Annotated in this window: 26 protein-coding genes; 13 read left to right on the top strand and 13 right to left on the bottom strand. The window is 60.5% G+C overall.

Annotated features, from left to right (window positions below):
• Positions 1 to 7 precede the first annotated feature (7 nt).
• On the top strand, positions 8 to 688 hold the full coding sequence (locus tag FHX14_RS22010) for an NnrU family protein (protein ID WP_184378657.1): 681 nt from the start codon (positions 8 to 10) through the stop codon (positions 686 to 688).
• Here FHX14_RS22010 and FHX14_RS22005 read toward each other — a convergent pair.
• Together FHX14_RS22005 and FHX14_RS22000 are read right to left on the bottom strand one after the other, a co-directional pair.
• A complete protein-coding gene (locus FHX14_RS22005) occupies positions 643 to 1,281 on the bottom strand; it encodes a UbiX family flavin prenyltransferase (protein WP_184378655.1) in 639 nt (212 codons plus the stop codon). The genes FHX14_RS22010 and FHX14_RS22005 overlap by 46 nt on opposite strands.
• Positions 1,265 to 2,773, bottom strand: a complete 1,509-nt coding sequence (locus FHX14_RS22000; protein WP_184378653.1) for a UbiD family decarboxylase — start codon at positions 2,771 to 2,773, stop codon at positions 1,265 to 1,267. The genes FHX14_RS22005 and FHX14_RS22000 overlap by 17 nt, the downstream gene beginning before the upstream one ends.
• Positions 2,774 to 2,875: 102 nt before the next feature.
• On the opposite strand from FHX14_RS22000, the gene FHX14_RS21995 reads away from it, so the two are divergent.
• The 6 genes from FHX14_RS21995 (at position 2,876) to FHX14_RS21970 (ending at position 6,495) form a co-directional block, all read left to right on the top strand.
• A complete protein-coding gene (locus tag FHX14_RS21995) occupies positions 2,876 to 3,382 on the top strand; it encodes an SCP2 sterol-binding domain-containing protein (RefSeq protein WP_003590806.1) in 507 nt (168 codons plus the stop codon).
• Positions 3,373 to 4,350, top strand: a complete 978-nt coding sequence (locus FHX14_RS21990) for a peptidase U32 family protein (RefSeq protein WP_184378651.1) — start codon at positions 3,373 to 3,375, stop codon at positions 4,348 to 4,350. Before FHX14_RS21995 ends, FHX14_RS21990 begins: the two co-directional genes overlap by 10 nt.
• 3 nt (positions 4,351 to 4,353) lie before the next feature.
• The gene (locus FHX14_RS21985) at positions 4,354 to 5,283 is read left to right on the top strand and encodes a U32 family peptidase (RefSeq protein WP_184378649.1); all 930 of its coding nucleotides are present in this window, start codon (positions 4,354 to 4,356) and stop codon (positions 5,281 to 5,283) included.
• A 125-nt stretch (positions 5,284 to 5,408) separates the two neighbouring features.
• Entirely contained in the window at positions 5,409 to 5,702 is a 294-nt protein-coding gene (locus FHX14_RS21980; protein WP_246713426.1) for a hypothetical protein, read from the top strand.
• Entirely contained in the window at positions 5,699 to 5,890 is a 192-nt protein-coding gene (locus tag FHX14_RS21975) for a hypothetical protein (RefSeq protein ID WP_184378645.1), read from the top strand. Before FHX14_RS21980 ends, FHX14_RS21975 begins: the two co-directional genes overlap by 4 nt.
• A gap of 431 nt (positions 5,891 to 6,321) precedes the next feature.
• Positions 6,322 to 6,495: a twin-arginine translocase TatA/TatE family subunit gene (locus FHX14_RS21970; protein ID WP_003590794.1), complete on the top strand. Its 174-nt coding sequence runs from the start codon at positions 6,322 to 6,324 to the stop codon at positions 6,493 to 6,495.
• Between the two features lie 101 nt (positions 6,496 to 6,596).
• Here FHX14_RS21970 and FHX14_RS21965 read toward each other — a convergent pair whose 3' ends face one another.
• The gene (locus tag FHX14_RS21965; RefSeq protein ID WP_184378643.1) at positions 6,597 to 6,812 is read right to left on the bottom strand and encodes a hypothetical protein; all 216 of its coding nucleotides are present in this window, start codon (positions 6,810 to 6,812) and stop codon (positions 6,597 to 6,599) included.
• Positions 6,813 to 7,170: 358 nt separating this feature from the next.
• On the opposite strand from FHX14_RS21965, the gene FHX14_RS21960 reads away from it, so the two are divergent.
• Both FHX14_RS21960 and FHX14_RS21955 read left to right on the top strand, forming a co-directional pair.
• A complete protein-coding gene (locus FHX14_RS21960; protein ID WP_184378641.1) occupies positions 7,171 to 9,003 on the top strand; it encodes a DUF4034 domain-containing protein in 1,833 nt (610 codons plus the stop codon).
• Positions 9,004 to 9,221: 218 nt separating this feature from the next.
• The gene (locus FHX14_RS21955) at positions 9,222 to 10,634 is read left to right on the top strand and encodes a DUF882 domain-containing protein (RefSeq protein WP_184378639.1); all 1,413 of its coding nucleotides are present in this window, start codon (positions 9,222 to 9,224) and stop codon (positions 10,632 to 10,634) included.
• Positions 10,635 to 10,739: 105 nt separating this feature from the next.
• Here FHX14_RS21955 and FHX14_RS21950 read toward each other — a convergent pair whose 3' ends face one another.
• The gene (locus FHX14_RS21950) at positions 10,740 to 11,267 is read right to left on the bottom strand and encodes a DUF2314 domain-containing protein (RefSeq protein ID WP_184378637.1); all 528 of its coding nucleotides are present in this window, start codon (positions 11,265 to 11,267) and stop codon (positions 10,740 to 10,742) included.
• 165 nt (positions 11,268 to 11,432) lie between these two features.
• Between FHX14_RS21950 and FHX14_RS21945 the strand changes: the two genes are divergently transcribed.
• Positions 11,433 to 13,298 (top strand): adenylate/guanylate cyclase domain-containing protein, encoded by a 1,866-nt coding sequence (locus FHX14_RS21945; RefSeq protein ID WP_003590785.1) that lies wholly within the window; start codon positions 11,433 to 11,435, stop codon positions 13,296 to 13,298.
• 220 nt (positions 13,299 to 13,518) lie between these two features.
• A complete protein-coding gene (locus FHX14_RS21940) occupies positions 13,519 to 13,842 on the top strand; it encodes a hypothetical protein (RefSeq protein ID WP_184378635.1) in 324 nt (107 codons plus the stop codon).
• A 41-nt stretch (positions 13,843 to 13,883) separates the two neighbouring features.
• On the opposite strand, the gene FHX14_RS21935 is transcribed toward FHX14_RS21940, so the two are convergent.
• The 8 genes from FHX14_RS21935 to FHX14_RS21900 form a co-directional block, all read right to left on the bottom strand.
• Positions 13,884 to 14,579: a NapC/NirT family cytochrome c gene (locus FHX14_RS21935; RefSeq protein ID WP_041671752.1), complete on the bottom strand. Its 696-nt coding sequence runs from the start codon at positions 14,577 to 14,579 to the stop codon at positions 13,884 to 13,886.
• Positions 14,580 to 14,587: 8 nt separating this feature from the next.
• A complete protein-coding gene (locus tag FHX14_RS21930; protein ID WP_184378633.1) occupies positions 14,588 to 15,091 on the bottom strand; it encodes a nitrate reductase cytochrome c-type subunit in 504 nt (167 codons plus the stop codon).
• Positions 15,058 to 17,565, bottom strand: coding sequence for a periplasmic nitrate reductase subunit alpha (gene napA / locus FHX14_RS21925; protein ID WP_184378631.1), 2,508 nt, complete (start codon positions 17,563 to 17,565; stop codon positions 15,058 to 15,060). The genes FHX14_RS21930 and napA overlap by 34 nt, the downstream gene beginning before the upstream one ends.
• Complete coding sequence (locus tag FHX14_RS21920; RefSeq protein ID WP_003590775.1) at positions 17,566 to 17,823, bottom strand: chaperone NapD; 258 nt, start codon at positions 17,821 to 17,823, stop codon at positions 17,566 to 17,568.
• Complete coding sequence (locus FHX14_RS21915; RefSeq protein ID WP_245279831.1) at positions 17,816 to 18,034, bottom strand: 4Fe-4S dicluster domain-containing protein; 219 nt, start codon at positions 18,032 to 18,034, stop codon at positions 17,816 to 17,818. Before FHX14_RS21915 ends, FHX14_RS21920 begins: the two co-directional genes overlap by 8 nt.
• A 104-nt stretch (positions 18,035 to 18,138) precedes the next feature.
• Entirely contained in the window at positions 18,139 to 18,330 is a 192-nt protein-coding gene (gene napE / locus FHX14_RS21910) for a periplasmic nitrate reductase, NapE protein (RefSeq protein ID WP_003590772.1), read from the bottom strand.
• A 323-nt stretch (positions 18,331 to 18,653) separates the two neighbouring features.
• Complete coding sequence (locus FHX14_RS21905; protein ID WP_003590769.1) at positions 18,654 to 19,652, bottom strand: ABC transporter permease; 999 nt, start codon at positions 19,650 to 19,652, stop codon at positions 18,654 to 18,656.
• A gap of 71 nt (positions 19,653 to 19,723) precedes the next feature.
• Positions 19,724 to 20,536 carry an ATP-binding cassette domain-containing protein gene (locus FHX14_RS21900; RefSeq protein ID WP_003590768.1) on the bottom strand — a complete coding sequence of 271 codons (813 nt, stop codon included), beginning with the start codon at positions 20,534 to 20,536 and terminating at the stop codon, positions 19,724 to 19,726.
• A 187-nt stretch (positions 20,537 to 20,723) separates the two neighbouring features.
• On the opposite strand from FHX14_RS21900, the gene FHX14_RS21895 reads away from it, so the two are divergent.
• On the top strand, positions 20,724 to 21,704 hold the full coding sequence (locus tag FHX14_RS21895) for an NAD(P)-dependent oxidoreductase (protein ID WP_184378629.1): 981 nt from the start codon (positions 20,724 to 20,726) through the stop codon (positions 21,702 to 21,704).
• Between the two features lie 48 nt (positions 21,705 to 21,752).
• The gene (locus FHX14_RS21890) at positions 21,753 to 22,742 is read left to right on the top strand and encodes a substrate-binding domain-containing protein (RefSeq protein WP_003590765.1); all 990 of its coding nucleotides are present in this window, start codon (positions 21,753 to 21,755) and stop codon (positions 22,740 to 22,742) included.
• Positions 22,743 to 22,944: 202 nt separating this feature from the next.
• Here FHX14_RS21890 and FHX14_RS21885 read toward each other — a convergent pair whose 3' ends face one another.
• Positions 22,945 to 23,814 carry a LysR family transcriptional regulator gene (locus FHX14_RS21885; protein WP_003590764.1) on the bottom strand — a complete coding sequence of 290 codons (870 nt, stop codon included), beginning with the start codon at positions 23,812 to 23,814 and terminating at the stop codon, positions 22,945 to 22,947.
• Between the last annotated feature and the right edge of the window lie 47 nt (positions 23,815 to 23,861).

The raw sequence follows: 23,861 nt of genomic DNA, 5'->3' as shown, positions 1-23,861 counted from the left end.
GGTTCGCGTGACCGAGTTCTTTTCCGCCTTCGCGCTTTTTCTCGCGCTGCATTCGATCCCAGCGGTTCCAGCTATACGTTCGACCATCATCAGCCGAATGGGACGCACCGGTTACTTTTTCGGTTATTCCGTGGCATCGACGCTGGCGCTTGTGTGGCTTTTCGCGGCGGCATTATCGATGGACTACATTCCCCTGTGGGAATTTCATCCGTGGCACGCCGTGGTAACCTTCGCGCTCGCGCCGCTCGGGGGCTTCCTTGTCATTGCCGGCCTGCTAAGCGCCAATCCGCTCTCGGTTTCGATCCGCACGTCAGGAGATTGCGGCGCCATTGTCAGGATAACGAGACATCCCGTGCTCTGGGGCTTTTCGATCTGGGCGCTGGGCCACATCGTCGCAAATGGCGATCTGCGTTCACTCCTGCTGTTCGGCGGCTTTGCTCTCTTCGCCCTGGGAGCTATCCCAATGGTCGAGAAACGGGCGAAGAGGCGCCTAGGCGCGCGCTGGCAGCTCCTGTCGATGGGCACGTCGATATTACCGCTGAGGGCGAGCCTGAACAGCAAGCTACCGGCGCTCGATCTGCCGGTCGTCGTTGCCGCTGCGGCGACGATCGCTCTGACGGCCTGGCTGTTATTTGGCGGAGGTCATGCTCTGCTTTTCGGCGTCGATCCCGTAGCTGCCCTCGGGTGATCGAAGGCGGCCTCACCGGACCACGCCCGCGACTGATGGGGAACGGGAATTGCGAGTAGATCGACGGCGCGACGGGCGAGATGCTCGACCACCTCCCCAACGGACTTGGGCTTGTTGTAGAACGCCGGGACGGGCGGCATGACGATTGCGCCCATTTCGGTGACGGCAACCATGTTCCGCAAATGGCCAAGATGCAGCGGCGTCTCCCGCGTCATCAGGACGAGCCTGCGGCGCTCCTTGAGCTGGACGTCGGCTGCGCGCGCCACCAGCCCCTCGGAAAGACCCGTGGAGATCGCCGCAAGCGTCTTCATCGAGCATGGCGCGATTATCATTCCTGAAACCGGGAACGAGCCGCTGGCGATCGCGGATCCGATATCCCTGTGGTCGTAGGTCCTGTGCGCCTTCAACATCATGCGGCCATAAGCGTCGACACCCGCTTCGTGAGACAGCGTTCGCTTCCCACTCTCGGTGATAACGAGATGCACGCGAACCCCGAGATCGTTGAGCGTCTGCAGCACGGCCACCCCTAGAGCCGCGCCGGAAGCTCCCGTGACGCCAAGAACCACGTCTATCTGCTCACAAGCCTGCGTCATGGCGAATCCTTTCCCACATCTCGGCCGCCCGGCCGGCAAGTTCCGCCGGCATTTCCAGCACGCGCCCCCATTCCCGATCGGTCTCGGCGCCGAGCTTGTTGGTCGCGTCGATACCCATCTTCGTCCCGATTCCTGCCTTCGGGGACGCAAAATCCAAATAGTCGATCGGAGTGTTCTCCATGACGACCAAGTCTCGCGAGGCGTCGAAACGGGTCGCGACCGCCCACATGACCTCTTCCCAGTTCCGAACCGAAATGTCCGGATCGACGACGATCACGAGCTTCGTGTAGTTGAACTGTGGAAGAATTGACCAAAGCCCCATCATGATCCGGCGGGCCTGTCCCGGATACCGCTTGTCGATTGAAACGACCGCCGCACGGTAGGAGCACGCCTCCGGTGGCAGCCATAGATCGCATATTTCGGCGAACTGGCGCTTGACGATCGGAACGAACAGCTCGGTCATCGCCTCCCCCAGCCGCGAAGGCTCATCCGGGGGACGGCCGGTATAGGTCGAAAGATAGATCGGCGACTGCCTGCTGGTAATGGCCGAGAGCCTCACCACCGGAAAGGCTTCGACCGAGTTATAGTAGCCGGTGTGATCGCCGTATGGTCCCTCCGGCGCGGTTTCATCGGTGGAAACGGTTCCCTCCAGTATGATCTCCGCGTTCGCGGGAACGTCGAGGGGAACGGTCAAGGCGCCCGAGATCTCGGTGCGCGAGCCGCGCAGGAGGCCGGCGAAATTCAGCTCGCTCATCCCTTCCGGGAGCGGGATGACGCCAGCCAGCAACGTGAAGGGATCCGCGCCTATCGCGATTGCGATCGGCATGTCCATTCCCTTCCGCTGCCACTGTCGAAAGTGCTTCGCCCCGCCCCGATGTGCGAGCCATCTGACGATCAGCGAGGTACGATCCCGCACCTGCATCCGGTAGATGCCAACATTGACGTCGTCGGGGTCGTCGGGGCTGCGCGTGATGACCAGCGGCCAGGTTATCAGCGGAGCAGGTTCGCCTGGCCAGCACCATTGAACAGGCAGCATTCCAAGGTCGACTTCCTCGCCTCTTCTAACTATCTCCTGGGACGGAGCTCGTCGGCGATACCTCGGCCGCATGCTGCTTGCGGCCTTGAGCAGCGACAGCTTGCTCCACGCCTCCTGCAGCGACGACGGAGGGGTTGGATTCTTCATTTCGACCAACGCGTCCGCAAGCCGCGCGAGGCCCCCCGCTCCAACGCCGAACCCCAGCTCAATTCGCTCCCGGCTGCCGAACAGGTTGACCACAACGGGTATCGGCGAAACCCTGCCCTGCGCGTCGACGGGCGCCTTGAAGAGCAGCGCCGGACCGTTCTCGCCGAGCACTTCCTTGTGGATTGCCGTCATCTCGTGAACCAGAGATACGGGCTCGTGAATGGCCAAGAGCAGCCTGCGCTGTTCAAGCTCCTGCAAAAACGACTGTAGGTCCGCGTGCCGCCTGATCTTTGAAATGTCTTTTTCCATCCTCGATGCAATCAGGCAGGAAATCCTTGTTGTCTTTGTCCGGGATCAAACAGCGTGATCTGAAGAACGCTTAGGATGCCTCGATCATTCGAAGAGGCTTCAATGCTTGCCCCACATCGCCTGACGGCCGCCGCCCGCCTGGTACCACTGCCGATAGCTGCGCGTGTAGCAGCTCTGCTTTTCGGACAGGTCCTGAAGGTCCACCCGACGATTTTCAATCGACTTGGCGAATACGAGGGCGCGCGTTTCGGCTTCGTGCCTTCCGACCTTCCTTTCGGCTTTGCTATCCGACCTGTCGAGCGGACCATCAGAACATTCCGGACGGGGGCGATGCCAGCGGTGGACGCCACGATATCCGGGCCCCTGTTGCTGATGCTCGCGCTCGCGGAGGGACGTGTCGACGGCGACGCGATCTTCTTCGCACGCAAGCTCACCGTGACGGGAGACATGGAGGCGGTTCTGGCGCTTCGAAACGCGCTCGACGACAGCGGGATCGACATGGTCGAGACGATCGGCGCCCTCGCCGGCCCCATGCGCCACTCCTTGACGGGAATCCTCTCGTCCATGAGGCGCGACGTCCTGAAATTACATGGTGTCGCATGGAACTGATCTGCCCGGCGGGCACCCCCGCGTCCTTCCGTGAGGCCGTCGACGCCGGGGCCGACGCCGTGTACTGCGGATTCCGCGACGAAACGAACGCACGAAACTTCCCAGGGCTCAACTTCGACATCGCCGAACTCCGCAGGTCCATCGCTTACGCACGAGCACGCAATGTGAAGACGTTCGTGGCGCTCAACACGTTCATGACTGCCGGCAAGGAAGCGCTCTGGTATCAAAGAGCCGACGAGGCCGCAGACGCCGGAGCAGACGCCTTGATCGTGGCCGACTTCGGTCTGATGGCCCACGTGGCGGAACGGCACCGGAAGCTGCGGCTTCACATATCGGTCCAGGCGTCCGCCTCGAATCCGGACGCAATTTCCTACCTGGTGGAGAACTTCGGCGCCGCACGAGTGGTGTTGCCAAGGACGCTGACCATCTCCGACATCGCCCGCATATCGAAGCGGGTAGATTGCGAGCTCGAGGTGTTCGTGTTCGGCGGTCTTTGCGTCATGGCCGAGGGCCGCTGCTCGCTTTCCTCCTACGCCACTGGAAAATCGCCCAACATGAACGGCGTCTGCTCGCCTGCGAGCCATGTCAGGTATCGGCAATTCGGCGGCGATATGCTGTCGGATCTCGGCGCCTTCACCATCAACCGCTTTTCGGCAACCGAACCCGCGGGATATCCGACGCTGTGCAAAGGGCGTTTCGACATTGCCGAAAGCAAGACATACGCCTTCGAAGATCCGGTCTCGCTCGACGCCATGGATCAGCTAGACGAACTGCGTGCCGCCGGAGTCAAAGCCCTCAAGGTCGAAGGGCGCCAGCGTGGGCGGGCCTACATCGCCGAAGTCGTCTCGACGTTACGAGCCACCATCGCCGCCGCCCCGGCGGAGCGTTCTGTCCTGATGAAGCGTCTGAAGGCTCTCAGCGAGGGGCAGCAAACGACGCGGGGCGCCTACGAAAAACGCTGGAGATGACAGATGACGTCCGCTCTTAAACTCACATTGGGACCGGTGCTCTATCTCTGGCAGACCGAACGCTGGCGCGATTTCTATTTCCGCATCGCCGACGAAGCGCCGGTGGACACGGTCGTCCTGGGAGAGACCGTCTGCTCGAAGCGGCTGCATTTCATGGAATCCGAAACAGCGGCAGTTGTCGAACGGCTGGAGTCAGCAGGAAAGGAAGTGCGGATTTCGACGCTCGCGCTCGTGACACTGGACCGCGAAGCCAAATATCAACGCTCGCTCGCCGACGACGCCGGCCATATGGTCGAAGCGAACGACCTGTCTGTGCTTCACGCTCTGAGGAACCGCCGTCATACGATCGGCCCGTTCGTCAACGTGTACAACGGCGCCTCCGCCAAGGTGCTCGCCCGAAACGGCGCCACGGCGATCTGCCTGCCGCCGGAGCTTCCCGCCGCCTCGATAGATGAAATAGCAAAATCGTGTCCCGACGTGGCGCTCGAACTCTTTGCCTTCGGCCGGGTGCCACTCGCGATCTCGGCCCGCTGCGCCCACGCGCGTTCCAAGGGACGCACGAAGGACAACTGCCAATTCGTCTGCGAGGACGATCCGGACGGTCTGACGGTCAAGACCCTTTCCGGGCAGCCGTTCCTTGCACTGAACGGCGTGCAGACCGTTTCGCACTCATGTCAGGCCTTGTTCGAGGAGCCCGCCGAGATGCTCTCACTGGGAATCTCATCGCTAAGGCTCTCGCCCCAGGCCTGCGACATGGTCGCCGTATCGTCGCTATTCCGGCAGGTTGCCGACGGAGCGATCGCACCGATGGACGCTTCGACAAAACTGCACCTGGTTTACCCCGATGCGCCGCTGTCAAACGGATTTCATCATGGTCGAGCCGGGGCGGAATGGATCGCCAGAAAAAGGAACACGGAAGGATCAGTCCTTTGACAACGACGAATGCCCCGTCATCTCTAGCACCCGACAGGCGAACGCTCTCCGCTCTCCGCCAAATAAAAGCCTTCGCCAAGAATCCCGATCTCGACTGTGGCTGCTCTTCGGTCATCGGAGAGGTATTGGTGAATCTCGTCCCGCGGCAACGCGCGGCCGTCGTTCAAGAGCTGTTCTCTTCGGCCATCCGCCAGAGAACCAAGGTTGTCACGCTCCTTGAGCTGCTGAAGGAACTCGACCAGCTGGGTCCTGCGACCGACATCGGCGAAATCGAGGAGGCAGCTCTGATCTTCGACGACATGGCACAGCAGGCCCGCCTGGGATCGCAGCTCCTCAGAGCTTTTGCGCTGAACCGGAACAATGCTCGCCTGGACTCTGCGGCGGTCTTACCGACAGGCGCCGTGGAGACTGTAGCATGATGAGCGACAGGTACCGGCAGCGACATGCCGACGTGCTCGAACTCTTGAGTTCGGGCGCGTTTCTGGGCGGTGAGCCACAGGCCGCGCTGGAAGCATTCCTGATCCATACGTCGCCATCGACACGTTCGCACGATGGACCGCGGACATTCGGCAAGCCCTCTCGACGGGAGTACACGACCAATGAATGACGATATCCAGTTTACGAACGCCGCCTTCGGATTCGATCCCATCACGAGGACCGGCTCCTTCGTTCTCGTCCGGAGCGGCGAGACTCCGTGCATGGTATCCGTGACCAGGAGAGGAATACTCAATGCGGCGTCGCCGCCGCGCGCCACCAATGCGCGGTTCATGGAGTGTATCGAAAACTTCAGAGAGATTGCGATCGCGAAACAGCAGAGTGGCGAAAGGCTGCTGACCGTGACAGCCGAAGACGTCAGGCGCTGGAGGACCCGACGGAACGCAATGCCCTGCCTACAAACGGAAGACGACGTTTCAGCTCTGATCAGCTCCGCAGCGCCAGTCATCTCACTTGGAGACTATCGTCGCGGAAATTGCGCCTGATCAAACATCCGCCGCTACGCAGAGGCTAATCTCAGCGGCGTTCAACGGAGTGAAGACCATGGGAAGCTTTAGCGCGTGGCACTGGATAGTCGTTTTGATCATCGTCCTGATCCTGTTCGGTCGCGGCAAAATACCTGAACTGATGGGCGACGTCGCGCACGGCATCAAAGCATTCAAGAAGGGCATGGAGGACGATCGGGCCGATGAAGGCAACAATGGCGACCCGGCGTGAGAGCGGCTCGGAGCCAAGCCAGCCGCCGCAGGAACTAACAGTTCGTGTGCCGCGCTTGTCGAACACGCGATCGATTGTCACCGCTGCGGTGCGCGAGTGTGTCAGTCATCGTCGAGCATAAGCGCAGTGGCCATATAGCCAAGGCCCATGGTGCTGGCGAACAAATATACGAACAAACCCTGCGCGAGGTAATAGTCTGTCGAACTGGCCGCAGACATTCTTAAAAAGCCGTTGTTCCAAATCACAAGGCCGGCAATGCACCCCAAGCCGGCCCCGGCGACAAAACGTGTGAGCATGAACGAGATCAAACCGGGCATCGAAGCACCCCCGTCAGCGTTCACATTTAACGGACGAGCACTGCTCGAGTTCCCGGCTCAACAATGATTTTCCATAGAACATGGACGATCGGCATTCGCCACCCGTTACAAATGACAGGTGTGACCGCTGAGATTGTTCACAGTCCCCTGCGGGTCGTGGATCGCCTCACTTGGGAATCTAACGGCGCTTTGCATCTTCCAATGTCGGCAAAAGCATCCGGTTCTCGTGGATAGCGACCGCCATGCATTTCGGCTCAAAAGCCCCTAAAATTGCATCAATATCCGCAAAATCTCTTTAGAATTGTATTTGTAAGCTGCGCGGGATCTTCGCAACAAACTATGCCAAGGACCGACCACCGTGACCCGTCGTTCAATCATATTGTCCGCGATGCTCGCCCTCTTGATCGGTGTCGCCGTTGTGATCAAATTTCAGCCAAAATCCATGGCTGGAGTGGAGAGCGCCTTTGGTTCCTGGGATCTGCGCCGGAGCGTTTCGCTCGCCTTCGATCCTCAAAACAGGACAAGCGGCGCCCACCCCTATGAAAGCGCAAAAATCGTTCGAGCCGCAATTCTAAGTTCGGATTTTGAAACGGCCCGAAGAGCGACGCAAAGCGTTCTCAAGTTGGGTCATTCGCCGAGCCCGAACATAGATCCTGTCGCCAAATTCCTCGATGCCCTCATTGATCCGACCGATCCGAACTTCGGAAAGCAGCTGAACGCGTGGGTGGAGAAGAGCCCTGATAGCATGCCTGCTCATTTGGTTCGCGCGAAGTTCTACCACGACTTGGGCTGGCTGCGGCGTGGCGATGGATATGTTAATACTGTTAGCGAAGATGGGATGCAGGCCTTCGTGGATGCGATGGGAAATGGCGAGGCGGACGTCAATCGGGCACTTCAGCTTGATAGTGCCGAACCCTTTCTTCAGTCACTCCGTTTGGAAATCCTCCGTGGCTACGGCTATTCGGACAAGATGGGCCTGGCTTTCCAAGAGAGTGTTTCCAAGTTTCCAGCGTTCTTTCCTCCCTATGATCTCCTGCTCTCGACCCTGCAGCCGAAATGGGGAGGGAACATCGACACCATGTTCGGCTTCGTCGATCATTTTCGGTCAACGGATCCCGACGGCATTGCAACCAAGCTCTTGGATATCGACGTTTACCGCTACCTCTTGAGCACGGCATCAACGCAATGCTCGGTTAACAGTGACAACAGCGACTATCAGCAGCTTTCTCAATGTGTTCGTGAGTTCATGAAGGCCAATGCAACTGTCGAGCGCGAGAGCAGGCTCGTCGAAGCGTTGGCTGCCCTCGGAAAGAAAAACGACTATATCGCCACGAAGGCTGTCGAGAAGCTCATTTCCTCTATGATCGACACGGCAGGGTCCGAAACCTATGTCGGACCGACACTCCTGGCTGCAGCCAATGCATATGATAGCGATACCCGTCTTAACGAAGACAGCAAATCCCGGAATCACTACATGATCGATAGCCTAGTTGCGAAAACCTGGCTTCGGCAGGGCAATCTCGATAATGCGCTCACGAAGTACCAGGAGGCTCTACGCGACCTCCCACTCAGCAAGTTCCCCTCGAGTTCGGAGCAAGACGCAGCAACCGCTGAGATCAAGGAGCAACTTGCGAAGGTCTACGCGAAGCGAAGTCGCTACGCCGACTCTGCCGAGGTGGCGCGAGAAGCGGTTGCCCTAGGTGGTGGTGTCGAGGCTCAGCTCTGGGTGTGCTACGACAGTTACTGGCTGAAAAATTATGATGCTGCAGTCGCTGAATGCGCGGACATCGTCGATGATCAAGAAAGCGGACTAAACGCCCGATATTGGCGCGGATCCGCTTATCGCGAACTACACGATGACGCCAACGCGATCAGGGAGCTAAGCGTCGTCGCGGAATCGAAGAGTAACTGGCGGGTATCGGCCGCGATTGACTTGTCGATGATTTACTTTGGTCAAAACGACAACACTGCAGCTCTCAACGTCCTGAATAAATACGACTACCTGTATGATCTCAGGTCGGCGAACAAAGATGACGTCGCCGTGGCGTTCAACAATAGGTGCTATGCGTATATGGAGCTGGGGGATTATAAAAAGGCTTTGGACGACTGCACCAGCTCCCTCGCCAACGGGAGCATCCCCGACGCTTACAAGAAACAGCAGGAGCTGTTGAAGCGGGTTGCGTCCCGCTGACGCAGCAGTCGACGTGCAGAGGCCTGAGCGCCCAATGGCCATTGGCCAAAGCTTCTTGGCAATGGGCCTGTTATCGTCTGAGTTTCCAGCTTAAGTTTACCCGATTTTCCGGCGCGCAGGTGTGAGCGCCCGGACGGCTGCATCCTCAACTCACCGAGCCTCCGCACCCCCTCGTTAGCAATTTATTGACCATAAGCTGGCTTTAGTGAGCCTGATGGATGCGGCGTTTCCGCCCGTCGTCGAGTGTTCGGTGTAAGACGGGATTGTTGGTGTTGAGCTATTCACTGCAAGGTTTGTCAGGCGGAATTGCCACGCTCCTGTCGCGTGCGGAACGCTTCGCAGCGCGGACCATTCTGCCGGCTCTGTTTGCACTTCCGGCGCTTGTCGGTTCCGCATCATTTGCCTCGGCTGAGGATCGCGCTCTGAAGCTCTTCTTTACCCATACGGGCGAGAAGGCGACGATCACCTATAAGCGCGACGGAAAGTTCGACCCCAAGGGCCTTGCCCAGATCAATCGGTTTCTGCGCGACTGGCGAAGGAACGAGCCGACCCGGATGGATCCCCGGCTGCTCGACCTGGTCTGGGAGGTGTACAAGCGCAGCGGCGGCAAGGATTATATCCACATCGTCTCCGCCTATCGATCTCCCACCACCAACAACATGCTCCGCAACCGGTCGCGCAGCACGGGTGTCGCCAAGAAGAGCCAGCACATGCTGGGTAAGGCGATGGACTTTTACGTTCCCGGCGTGAAGCTTGCGACGCTGCGGGCGCTTGCCATGCAGATGCAGGTTGGCGGTGTCGGATATTATCCGACCTCGGGATCGCCCTTCGTGCATCTCGACGTCGGCAATGTCCGGGCCTGGCCCCGCATGTCCCGGCAGGAACTCGCCCGAATTTTCCCGAATGGGCAGACGATGCATCTGCCGGCCGATGGCCGGCCGCTGCCGGGATACAATCAGGCGATTGCGAACTACAAGAAGCGCGTCAGCCCCACCGCGATCCAGATTGCCAGCACCGCTGGAGAAGACGAAGAGGTGGTTGAGTCGACCAGGCCGAGCGGCGGCGCCAGAGACGGCAACCTGGTGACGGCGCTTCTGCCGACGCCGAAAAGCCGGGCAGTGAATGCGCTCGCGCTGCAGACCGGCGTGGCCGAGCGGGATGACAAAGGCTCGGCTCCGGATCTTTCATCTTTGCAGATTCCGACACCGGCGATGCGCCCGCCTGCCCTTGCGCAGGACGCTGATGTGGACGACGAACTGGAGACGGCGTCGATCGGCCCGATTGCCGTACTTCCGGGGAGACAGACGTCGGCTCTGCCTGATCACGCCCGCTTCCATCCCCGCATTGTTGCAGCGGAGGCCTCCAGGCCGGGCGCCAGCATGATCGCCGCCCTGCCCATGACCGCTTCATGGGAAGATCCAGATTTCCTCGGATCGACCTCCGACGCGGCGTTGATGAAATGGGCGCTGCATTCTCCCGGCGAGGCGATGGGATTGAGCGCGCCTCGTATTTCCTCCCGCACGGTTCATCGTGAGGCTGAGGTCGCGACGTCAGATGATGAGGTCATCCCGGTCGCGGCCAGAGGCCCGTTCGATGCCAGCCGGTTTGCGGTTTCGCCCCCGGAGGGCTGACCTCCCACGTCAGTGTGTGCGCTGCGCCTGAGACAAAAGTAGGCGCCGCGCCCCATCGATATCATCGAGATCATGGTGATGGGGAGCTTGGGAGCGACCTTGCGGTCAGTCGCAGACGATGCCGTAGATTTCGCGATATTGATCCAACTGTTCTTTCGGGCCGGCCAGCAGCAGCGGGCAAGCGGTGTAGTTGCCCTTCACTTTCCCATTCTCGGTATACATCCAGTCGAAGATATCCGACTTCTCGAATTCGACGCGATCATCGGGCTTGATGTTGCGGATGTATTCCGGCGTATCGCTCAGAAGAGCGGTGAAATGGTCGCCCGATGCCTTGATCTGATAGACCCACATGAATTCCACATTCGGCGCCATCTGGTCAGTGGTCAGAACCACGCCCTTCGCCTTGTCCGTGAAACCGAGCTTGATGCTGTAATTTTCGGTTCCGGCCGGTGGGTTGCCCAGTTTCTCGAGGAAGCCGTCCAACTCGCTATTGGACTTCTCATGGGCTTTGGCCATGGCCGGATCGCCGGGCGCGATTAACTGAACGTTGTCGGTGGCCAGAGCGAGCTCGGTGGGAATGATCAGAACGGATAGGCCAAGCATTAAGAGGACTGAAATGACGTTGCGCAACATTCGATGGGTCCAAGATTGTTGTTACTATGTGACGCAACATAGCTATCTGGGGTTGATCTTCAATATCGGCTTGATGCACCTGCGCCGCCGCAAGCAGCCCGAGTGAAACGTGCTGCAAAATCATGTACCATACCCGATGCGGAATTCATGTTGGGGGGCCAGGGCATGAAGCGTAAATTATCTGCCATCCTCGCCGCTGACGTCGTCGGTTACTCCGCACTGATGGAAAAGGACGAGGCCGGAACATTCGGCCGTCTTCAAGCGCGACGCACTGAACTCTTTGAGCCCGAAATTGCAGCGCATCATGGGCGGATTTTCAAGCTGATGGGCGACGGCCTGCTCGCTGAGTTTGAAAGTGTCGTAGATGCTGTCGAGTGTGCCGTTTCCCTTCAGCGTGGGATGGCGGATCGCAATGCCTCCGTTTCGGAGCAGGAGAGGCTCAACATCCGCATCGGCATAAACCTGGGCGAAGTGATCATTGAAGGCGACGACCGTTATGGCGAAGGCGTGAATGTCGCCGCCAGGCTGGAGCAGCTGGCACCGGGGGGTGGAATTTGCGTTTCAGGCAAGGTCGCCAGGGAAGTGGGCAAAAAGCTTGCATTTGGCTTTGAGCCCGGCGGGCTTCAGAAGGTCAAGAACATCGAAGAACCTGTAGACGTCTATTATGTTTCCATCGACGGCTCGCCGCTCCCGCGGTATGCGCGTCGGCGAGGCATCGTCCGTCACTGGTGGCCCGTCGTACTGTCCGCGGGTCTCGTGGCGGCAGTGATCGCCGCAGGTGTTACGCAAAACTATCCGCTGACAGCCACCTCTCCCGCGACATCCGGTGCAATGCCTGCGGTCGCCGTGCTGCCGTTCAAGGACCTGAGTGCCGGAAAGAACCTTGGATACCTGGGAGAAGGCATCGCAAGTGACGTGATCGCCATCCTTTCCCGTTTTTCCGATATTGCGGTCGTCTCGCGAACTTCGTCCTTCGCTTACGAGGACAAGGAGGGCGATGTCCGCAAAATCGGCAACGAACTCAGCGTCGGCTATGTCGTCGAAGGGAGCGTGCGCAAGGAAGGTGACAGGGTCCGCATCGTTGCAGAACTGATCGATGCCGGGACGGGCGAGCACGTCTGGGCAGACCGTTTCGACAAATCGGGGACGGATCCGTGGGCGCTTCAAGACGAGCTGACGGGCAAGATCGTCGGTGCGATGACAGGCGAATGGGGAGCCATCCGCAGGGCTGATTACAGTCACGCCTGGGGCAAGGACAGCACAAACCTCGCGGAATATGATTACTACCTGCGCGCCGAAAGCCAATTGAACCTCTTCACCAAGGACGGTGTCGAGCAAGCCGGTGAGATCTCGCAACAGGGGCTGCAGGTGTTCCCCGACTCCCCCTTGCTAACAGTGGAGTTGGGATGGTCCCATTGGTTGAAAGTTGGCCTGCTCTACAGCTCCGACCCGCAAGCTGACCTTCAGGAAGCCGGCCGACTGGCCGACAAGGTCCTCTCGAACAAGAACCTCAGCCCGCAGGTGGGGCGATTGGCACACTGGCTGCGTGCCTGGCTTTTGACGCTCAAGCCCGATCATGACGCAGCTGTCGCGGAGATGAACAAGGCCATCGCCGCCGCGCCATACAATGCCTTCACGCTCACCGATGCGGGTAGCATCTTCCTACAGGCAGGCGAGCCCGAGAAAGCACTGGAAATGACCGATATCGCAGCAGCCCGCGATCCCGGCTTGGCCTGGTTCTTCAACTACGTCAAAGGTTTCATTTTTATCGTGATGGGTAGAAACGAAGATGCCGTCGAGGTGCTCAAAACAACAGAATTTGCTGACGCGCCACTCCAGCTCGCCATTGCCTATGAGCGCCTTGGCCGACAAACAGAGGCGCAAGCAGCCGTCGAGCGGATGCTGAAGTCAGCCCCGGATGCTACAATCGAGTCGTGGCTGCAGGCCTGGCATTTCCGGGATCCATCGGTACTCAGCCAAGCCGCCGTGGATTTGAAACGCGCTGGACTTCCTGACGGCCGCACTCCCTGAGCATTGAGCCCATGCTCGCTCGACCAACCCGCTGAACAAGTGCTCGCATGGCTGCCACTTTGCACCTGAGATGATTGAAATCAGGCCCGGCCGCCGCGTTAGCACGGTGTTAGCGCGCACCATCTACTGTGGTGACAACAAAGGAACCCGGTTATCCATTGCAACCGAGGCAGATGGAATAGCGACGAGACCTGAGATGCCGACGGCTGACGGAGGATACATGAAACTGGTTCTAGGCAGCTCGATAGTGTCGTGTGCCATCCTGCTATCCAGCGTGTCGGGGCTCGCCGCCTCCGGCGGGTGGCAGACAGATGGCCAAGGCACGAGATACTGGCACGTCACGCCACGGCCCGGACAATGCAACATAAGCCAGGCGAAAAACCTGGCGCTGCGGGCCGGCATCTATCGCAGCGAGGTTATCCAGCAGGATGACAATGTCATCGTGCTCAGAGGTCTGGATCAATCGGGCGACCGGCGGGTGATCGGCTTCGGCAACATCAGGGGATGCCCTGAGTTGGATGGCTATGAGGACGGGCACTTCTGAGGGCATGGGGCAGCGCGCCAGCGCCGCCTACAGAAGCTTCTTCAGAACTGTTGCGTATGGATTTCGGCCATAGCGCGACTGAGGTCGTCGATCGGGTTGCCGATCGACGTCTGCGTGCCTTCAAGCTCCTTCGGCATCTTCCAGCCGGGATCAATTCCCTGCATGTTGGGCAGCTCGTGCGCGATGCCCTTATGGCAGTCGATGCAGGTCGCCTTGCCCGGAAGCAGATATTGCGTGTGGATCGCCGCGGCTCTCGGCGTTTGTTTCTGCAGGTCCATGGCGACGGCCGAATGGCAATTGCGGCATTCGAGGCTGTCATTGGCCTTCATCCGGGCCCACTCGTTCTGCGCCAGGCCGAGACGGTGCTCCAGAAACTCCGGCCGGGTGTCGATGGTGCCGAAGATCTTGCCCCACACTTCCTTCGAAGCCTGCATCTTGCGGGCAATCTTGTCCGTCCAGTCATGGGGAACATGGCAATTCGGACAAGTGGCCCGCACGCCCGAGCGGTTGGAGAAATGGATCGTCCGGGTCAGCTCCTCATAGGGATTGTCGTGCATCTCGTGGCACGACACGCAGAAATTCTCCGTGTTGGTCAGCTCCAGGGCGGTGTTGAACGCACCCCAGAACATGACACCGCCAATAAAGCCGCCGAGCGTGAGCACGCCCAATCCGATCGTCGCGGCCGGCGTCGTCAGGACCGACCATGCCCAGAGAATGAGGTGTTTCACCCAAGCGATCATCGTCATCACTCGCTTCCCGCAGGCTTGAAACCAAGTTCGCTCATATCCTTGAACATGCTTGGCACCAGCGGTTTGATGTCAGCCTGGGGAACGTGGCAGGCCGTGCAGAAATAGCGCCGGGGCGAGACATCGGCGATCATCTGGCCGTCCCGCGTCATGTAGTGGGTGACGCTGATCATCGGGGCGCCGGAGTCCTGAGCGAACTCCCGCTTGTGACAGGAGAGGCACCGGTTCGCGTTGACTGAAAGCTCATAACCCTCGATCGAATGCGGGATAATAGGCGGCTGGTCGGGATAGGCGCGCATCTGCCGGCGGTCATCGACCACCCATCGCGGCAGGACGGCGGCGGGCTCGGACTGCATGGCCTCAGGCGGCCCCTGAAGTTGGGGGACATTCTGGGTGACGACCTCAGCGATCGATGCCGTCGTGACGAACACCAGCAAACCCGCTGCAATGGCTGTCCATTCGGGTCGTCTCAACCGACGACGGGGAGAATCTTGACCGCGCATTTCTTGAAATCCGTCTGTTTCGAGATGGGATCGGTGGCGTCGAGCGTGACCTTGTTGATCAATTGGCTGGCGTCGAACCACGGGACGAAGATGACGCCGGATGGCATCCGGTTCCTGCCGCGGGTGTCGATCCGGGTGCGAATTTCGCCACGCCGCGAGACGATGCGGACTTCGGCCCCCTGGTTGATGCCGCGTTTTCGCGCGTCGTCGGCATTCATGAAACAGCGCGCCCCGGGGAACGCCTTGTAGAGCTCGGGAACCCGCATTGTCATCGAACCGGAATGCCAATGTTCAAGCACCCGTCCCGTCACCAGCCAGACATCGAACTCGTCGTCGGGCGATTCTGCCGGAGGCTCGTAGGGTGCTGCCAGGATGACGGCCTTGCCATCAGGCTGGCCGTAGAAATTCAAGCCCTCGCCGGATTTCACATAAGGATCATATCCTTCGCGGTATCGCCATTTGGTTTCCTGCCCGTCGACGACGGGCCAGCGCAGGCCTCGAACCTCGTGGTAGTCGTCGTAGGGCGCCAGATCGTGGCCATGTCCGCGTCCGAATGCGGCATACTCTTCGAAAAGCCCCTTCTGGACATAGAAGCCGAAGGCCTTTGCCTCGTTATTGTCGTAGTCGGCACTGATGTCTTCGAGAGGGTACCGGTCAACCTCGCCGTTGCGAAACAGCACGTCGAAAAGCGTCTTGCCGCGATAGGTTGGATTGGCGTCCAGCAGCTCCGCCGGCCAGACCTCGTCGGTGGTGAAGCGCTTCGAGAACTCCATCATCTGCCAGAGGTCGGAGCGCGCCTCGCCCGAAGCCTGCACAAGCTGGTGCCACACATGCGTCCGGCGTTCGGCGTTGCCGTAGGCGCCTTCCTTTTCCACCCACATGGCGGCGGGCAAAATCAGGTCGGCACTCATCGCGGTGATCGTCGGATAGGCGTCGGAGACGACGATGAAGTTTTCAGGATTGCGATAGCCGTTATAGGTCTCGTTGCTGGTATTCGGTGCCGCCTGGACGTTGTTGTTGACCTGCACCCAGTAGAAATTCAGCTTGCCATCCTTCAGCATCCGGTCCTGCTGCACCGCATGGTAGCCGGGTTTTTCCGGGATCAGGCCGTGAGGGACGTGCCAGATTTCCTCGGCATGTTTGCGATGCTCGGGGTTGGTCACCACCATGTCGGCAGGCAGGCGATGGGCGAAAGTTCCGACCTCGCGCGCCGTACCGCAAGCGGAAGGCTGACCGGTCAGGGAAAATGGACTGTTGCCCGGCTCGGAAATCTTGCCCGTCAGAAGATGGAGGTTGTAGACCATCTGATTGGCCCAGACGCCCCTGACGTGCTGGTTGAAGCCCATGGTCCAGAGCGACATGACCTTCCGGGCGGGATCGGCATAAAGCTCGGCCAGTTGCTCGAGAAACTCCGGATCGACGCCGGTCATCGCTGCCGTCTTCTTCAGCGTGTAATCCGAGACGAAGTCCTTGAAGGTCTCGAAATCCATCGGCTCGGTCTTGCCCGGATCGGCCGAATTTGCGGCCTTGACCTCGATCGGATCATCAGGGCGCAGGCCGTAGCCGATATCGGTCGCGGCGCGGGCAAATTTGGCATGTTTCTCGACGAATGCCTCGTTGACCCGCCCGGTTTGAATGATGTGGTTGGCGATATAGTTCAGGATCACCAGATCGGTGCCGGGCTTGAAGACGATGGGTATGTCGGCCAGATCCATGCTGCGATGGGTGAAGGTGGACAACACCGCGACCCGGACATGCGGTTGGCCGAGGCGACGATCGGCGACCCGCGTCCACAAGATCGGATGCATCTCCGCCATGTTGGAGCCCCAAAGCACGAAGGCGTCGGCATTCTCGAAATCGTCGTAGCATCCCATCGGCTCGTCCATGCCGAAGGTTCGCATGAAGGCGACGGCGGCAGACGCCATGCAGTGGCGGGCGTTTGGATCGAGGTTGTTCGACCGGAAGCCGGCGCGCATCAGTTTCGTGGCGGCATAGCCCTCGAAGATCGTCCACTGGCCGGAGCCGAACATGCCGATGGCGGTCGGCCCCTTCTCCTTCAGAACGCGTTTGCACTGCGCCGCCATCACGTCGAAGGCCTCATCCCAGCTCACCGGCTCGAACTCGCCTTCCTTGGCGTAGACGCCGTTCTGCTTGCGCAGCAGCGGCGTCTTCAACCGGTCCTGGCCGTACATGATCTTCGAAAGGAAGTAGCCCTTGATACAGTTCAGGCCCCGGTTCACTTCGGCCTGCATGTCGCCGTGCGTGGCGACGACCTGGCCCTGCTTGACCCCGACCATGACGCCACAGCCGGTCCCGCAAAACCTGCAGGGCGCTTTCGACCACTTTATCTCGAGCGCATCGATGCCGCCGGGCACCTGCTGCGCGGCGGCCGGAAGCGTTATGCCCGCGGTCGCCGCGGCTATCGCTGCCGCGTGCGCCTTCAGGATGTCACGACGGGTCAATTCACCGGCCATCTACGCCCCCTCCGTTTCGACATGCTCGAAAACCATATTCGCGGAGATCACCCCATCGAACAGCGATATGCGCGACAGGCATTCGCCCATCATGCCTGTGCTTGTCCCTTCGATGACGATGACAATCTTGCCGCCGCCATGACCGTGGACTTCAACGTTTCCCATCATCGCCAGTCGGCCGAGAACGTTCAGCGTTGCGGTCGGCAGCGTCGCGATGACCGCGCTCGATATGTGATAGAGCGATGGTGTTTCAGGCATTGCCACCCTCCAGTCCGTTTGTCCGGGTCGCGATTGCGCCGACCGGACAGACCGGAAGGCAGGCGTCGCATCCGGTGCAGAGCGTCTCGTCGATCTCCGGGAGAAACGGCCCGCCGATCCGCGGCCGGAATCGGATTGCATTCTCGGGACAGCTTTCGTCGCACGACCGGCAGGCAACGCCCCGCCTGGACAGGCAGGCTTCCGTCACCATGGCCGTGTGAGGCAAGGATGTTGAAGCGTCCGGCTCGGATGCCGGGTCGGGACGCCCGAGGAGCAGTTGTCGGCGAGACAGCGCTTTTGTCTGCATGGCGCGCCTCAATGACCGGGAGGACCGGGAGGTCCGAAGACGATTTGCCACATCCAGACGGCGAAGCCGTAGCTGCCGACGACGCCGACGGCGATCACCGGCCAGATGCCGAAGGCAAGGACGAAGAAGGTGACAAGCTCGATCTTCCGCCTGTTCGGCCTCTGCGGGCCCGCGGAGCCGCCTTGGACCGGCTGTAGCATCTCACTTCCTCCCCGCATGTCATCGCCGGCATTTGATGCTGGTCCTGGCGTGCCGAGGATTGCATACCGCCCTGCCTTTGGGCACGTATGTTACGGTAACTAACGGAGCGGATTGCCGATGTGCGGGAGGTTGGGAACCGGGGTTCCGATGGGCAGAGAGTGCGAGCTTGCGACCTGACCGCCGGGAGGCCGACGGATTGTTATGACGCTCTCGAAGGCGGCTGTATCGCTGTCTTCACGGACTCATCGGGCCCAGGCAGAGGGGCCCATGTCTCGGCAAGTTCGGATCACACCCGCCGGGTGCGTCGCGGATTCCTCCACCCCTACTCGCTCTGCCGCAAATTCCTGATCCGGTCGAACAGCACCGCCAGCACGATCGCCCCGCCGATAAACGTTCCCTGCCAGAAGGCATTGATGCCGAGCAGCCCGAGGCTGTTGCGGATCACTTCGATCAGCGCCGCGCCGACCAGGGCGCCGAAGGCGGTGCCGATGCCGCCGGCGAGGTTGGCGCCGCCGATGACGGCGGCGGCGATGACCTGCAGTTCCATGCCGGCGCCGATATTGGTGGTGACGGCGCCGAGCCAGCCGGTCTGGACGATGCCGGCAATGCCGGCCGAGAGCGCCGAGATCATATAGACGGCGACCTTGATGCTGCGCACGGGAACGCCGGTCAGCGTCGCGGCATGTTCATTGCCGCCGATCGCGAAAATATAGCGGCCGAAGCGCGTCCAGCGCAGCACGAAGCCGGTGATGAGCGCCAGGATGACCATGTAGAGAACGGGGTTGGCGATGCCGAAAAACCAGGCGCCGCCGCCGAGCGCGAGCAGCTTGTCATGGTCGGGGCCGAATTGGAAAACGACGGTGTTGTTCGAGGCGACCATCGCTAAGCTTCGCGCAATCGACAGCATGCCGAGCGTCACCACGAAGGGCGGGAAATTGAGATAGGCAATCAGCACGCCGTTGAAGGCGCCGATCACCAGCGCCGTGACGATCGCCGCCGTTATGCCGACTTCGATCGAGTAACCGGCGTTCATGGTCACCGCCAGCACCATGCTGCAGAGGCAGAGCACCGAGCCGACCGAGAGATCGATGCCGCCGGTGATGATAACGAGCGTCATGCCGAGCGCGATGATGGCGACGAAGGTGACGTTGCGGGTGATGTTGTAGAGGTTCTTCGTCGTCGCAAAGGAATCGGTGGCGAAGGACAGGAAGAGGCAGGCGAGAAGCACGGCGATCAGCACCCAGAATGTCTGGCCGCCGACAAACTCCGCAAGCCGGCTACGCTGCTTCTGTGCAATCGTCTGGTCCAGTGTCACTGCCATTTCGACCTCTCACTCCAGATAGGGCATTTCTCCCTCGGGGATATTGACCCCCAGGAAACAAGCAGCGCCGCTCAAACCTGTTCGATGGCGCCTGTTATCAGACCCGTCACTTCTTCAGGCGAACTCGCGGCAATCGCCTTGTCGGCGACTTTCCGGCCGCGGCGCATGACGATCACCCGGTCGGCGACGGTGAAAACATCGGGCATACGATGGCTGATCAGTACGACCGCGATGCCGCGGTCGCGCAGCTCGCGGATCAGATTAAGGACTTCGGCCACCTGGCGGACCGAAATGGCCGCCGTCGGCTCGTCCATCAGCACGATCTTGGCCTCCGACAGCATGGTGCGCCCGATCGCCACCGCCTGCCGCTGGCCGCCCGACATCTGCTTGACAAGATCGCGCGGCCGGGTTTCGGATTTCAATTCCTTGAAAATCTCGCCGGCGCGCCGGTACATCGTCTTGTAATCGAGAACCTTCAGGGGGCCGATGCCGCGCCGGAGCTCGCGGCCGAGGAAGACATTGGCGGCCGCCGTCAGATTGTTGCAGAGCGCCAGATCCTGATGGACGATCTCGATGCCGTGCTGGCGCGCCTCGACCGGGCGATGCATGACGATCTCTTTGCCCTCCAGCCGCATCGTGCCCTCGCTCGGCCGGAAGTTGCCGGCGATCATCTTCACCAGCGTGCTTTTGCCGGCGCCGTTATCGCCCATCAGGCCGACGACCTGACCGGCTTCGAGCGCGAAGGACACGTCGTTGACCGCCTGGATGGCGCCGAAATGTTTGGAAATATTGGTGAGCTCGAGAACCGCGACCAGCCGACTACCCTCCCCGGAACCTACAGGCCTGCCTTCACCGCCAGTTGCCGAATACCGGCTTCCAGTCAAACGCCTGCGATCTCGCTCGGCCGATCTCCTCCCGGAAAAGCGATTGCGCTCATTAATGCAAAAGCGCCAGGAATCGTCAATCAATAGTCCGCTAAATCAGCCCCTCATCACAAAAATCTATTTTGTACGATAAATACAGATTGACGCCGGAAACGCGGGGATATTAGCTGTTACTGGGGAGAGAAGTATGCTGATCCTTGTCACCGGGGCTACGGGCAAGGTCGGGCGGCGCTTCATTACTGGGCTGCTTGACGAGCCGCAATTTTCCAAAGCACGCATTCGCGCGCTTTGTCATAATCGCGTGCTCGAAGAAACCGACCGCATCAGTGTGGTGAAGGGCTCGATCGCCGACAGCGATGTTGTGGCAACGGCAATGGACGGTGTCACCCATGTCGTGCATCTCGCCACCTGCAAGGAAATCCCGGCCGACGTGATGGATATCACCGTCAAGGGTCTGTTCTGGCTGCTTGAGGCGTTCCGCGCCAGCCCCACGGCAAAGCAGTTCATCCTGATCGGCGGCGATGCCGGCATCGGGCATTTCTTCTATCGCCATGACGGGCCGGTGACCGAAAAGACGCCGCATAAGGCCTATCCCGGCTGCTACGCGCTGTCCAAGGTGCTGGAAGAGGTGATGCTCGAGCAGTTCGCCATTCAGTACGGTATCAATACCTGCTGCCTGCGGGCGCCGTGGATCATGGAGAAGGACGATTTCAAGTACACGCTGTCCTTCGGCGACGATGTCTTCGGCGGGCCGGACTGGAAGACGCTGGTGCCGGCGGCAGATGCCGAACGTTACGCGCATGATGGCACCGTGCCGCTGTTGCGCGATGCCGATGGGCGGCCGCTGAAGCGCAATTTCGTGCATGTCGACGATCTCGTCGCGGCGATCCTTGCGGCAATCGACAATCCGCGCGCCAAGGGCGAGCTTTTCAACATCTCGATGGATCGGCCCGTCGATTACGGCGAGGTCGCAGCACACCTTGCCCGCACCCGCGGGCTCGGCTCGGTCGACATCGAAAGCCAGTTTCACTCGAACTGGATGGACAACAGCAAGGCCAGATATCTGCTGGACTGGAAGCCGGTCTACGATCTGGAAAGGCTGATCAATTCGGCTTGGGATTACCAGCGTTCGAAGGAGGAGCCTCGGGTCGTCTGGTATCCAGGTTGATGACGCGGCGGGTGCAGAAGCGCCCGTCTTTTTCAATGGGAGGAAGCTATGAGGAAGGCATTATTGCTTACAGCTGCAGTCCTGGCGCTGACGGCCGGACAGGCGCTCGCCGCCAAGAAGCAGCTGGTCATCGTCGTCAAAGGCCTCGACAACCCGTTCTTCGAGGCGATCAACCAGGGTTGCCAGAAGTGGAACAAGGAAAACGCATCCGCCGAATATGAATGCTTCTACACCGGCCCGGCATCGACCTCCGATGAGGCCGGCGAGGCGCAGATCGTCCAGGATATGCTGGGGAAAGCCGATACTGCGGCCATCGCCATCTCGCCGTCGAACGCCAAGCTGATCGCCCAGACGCTGAAGACGGCCAATCCGAGCGTTCCCGTGATGACGCTCGATGCCGATCTTGCGGCCGATGACGCGGCGCTGCGCAAGACCTATCTCGGCACCGACAACTATCTGATGGGCGCCAAGATCGGCGAATATATCAAGAAGGCCAAGCCGAAGGGCGGCAAGATCTGCACCATCGAAGGCAATCCCGGCGCCGACAACATCCTGCGCCGCGCCCAGGGCATGCGCGATACGTTGAGCGGAAAGAAGGGACTTGCGGCGCTGAAAGGTGAAGGCGGCTGGACTGAAGTGGCCGGCTGCCCTGTGTTCACCAATGACGACGGCGCCAAGGGCGTGCAGGCGATGACCGACATCCTCGCCGCCAACACCGACCTCGATGCCTTCGGCATCATGGGCGGCTGGCCGCTGTTCGGCGCACCGCAGCCCTACCGCGACCTGTTCAAGCCGATGGCGGACAAGATCGGCAAGAACGAATTCGTCATCGGCGCCGCCGACACGATCGGCGACGAAGTGGCGATCGCCAAGGAAGGCCTGGTCACCGCGCTCGTCGGCCAGCGGCCGTTCGAAATGGGGTATAAGGCGCCAACCGTGATGATGGACCTGATCGCTGGGAAGAAGGTCGAGGATCCGGTATTCACCGGGCTGGACGAATGCACCAAGGATACGGTGGATACCTGCATTCAGAAGTGACCGTGGTTGTCGGGTTCGTGCTTGGCAAGATGCCCCTCACCCTAACCCTCTCCCCGTAAAAACGGGGAGAGGGGACGTGCCCTGCGCGAGTTTGGTGGGGACCGAGAGGTTGGAGCTTGCCCCCTTCGCCCCGCAAGCGGGGAGAAGGTGCCGGCAGGCGGATGAGGGGCAGCTCGCGACCTCTGAGCAGGCGCTCCCGACATCACAGCTGCGCCCCGATCCAGTCCGAAAATGCCTGCATCGCCGTCGTGACCGGCCGCGACTGCAGGCGCGTCAGCCAATAGCTGCCGAGCGATATGGCGGCGGCGAAGGGCTGGACGATCGCGCCGGAGGAAAGATGCCTTGTAAACATCGATGGCGGGGCGAGTGCGACGCCGAGCCCCTGCAGGGCGGCCTCCATCATGCCGACGGAGGAATCAAAGACGATGCCGGCATTGACCTGCGCAGCCGGGGGAACGCCTGCCGCCTGAAACCAGCTGCTCCATTCATCCGTCCGGTAACTGCGCAGCAGCACCGCCCCGGCAAGATCTTCAGGCGACTGCAGACGCTCCGCCAGTTTGGGGATGCAGAGCGGCGAGAGCGGCGCTTCGAACAGGCGCTGCGCCTCCGTTCCGTGCCATGAACCGCTGCCGAAGCGGATGGCGAAATCCAGCCCCTCGGCGGCCGGATCGACCCGATTGTTGTTGGTGGAAATGCGGAGATCGATAAAGGGATGCCGGCGCTGGAAATCCGCAAGCCGCGGCAACAGCCAGCCGACGGCAAATGTGCCGACAACGCCGAGAAACAGCAATTCCCGCACCTGCCCGGCTTCGATCCTGTCCAGCGTCGTCGCCATCTGGTCGAAGGAGGCCGTCACCGTCGGCAGCAAAGCTTCGCCTTCCGCGGTGATTTTCAAACCGCGGGGAAGACGCTGGAACAGCGCCACGCCCAATCGCGTCTCCAGGCCTTTGACCTGCTGGCTGACCGCCGCCTGGGTGACGCAGAGCTCGATCGCCGCACGGGTGAAACTCAGATGCCGTGCCGAGGCTTCGAAGGCGCGCAGGCCGTTCAAGGGGAGAAATTGCCGAACCATTCGAGCCCTAGAAATTCTTGTGGCTGCTGCGAGATATCATCATTTGT

Source organism: Rhizobium sp. BK619 (assembly GCF_014195245.1).
Classification (GTDB): Bacteria; Pseudomonadota; Alphaproteobacteria; order Rhizobiales; family Rhizobiaceae; genus Rhizobium; species Rhizobium acidisoli.
This window is presented reverse-complemented; position numbering and strand designations above follow the sequence as displayed.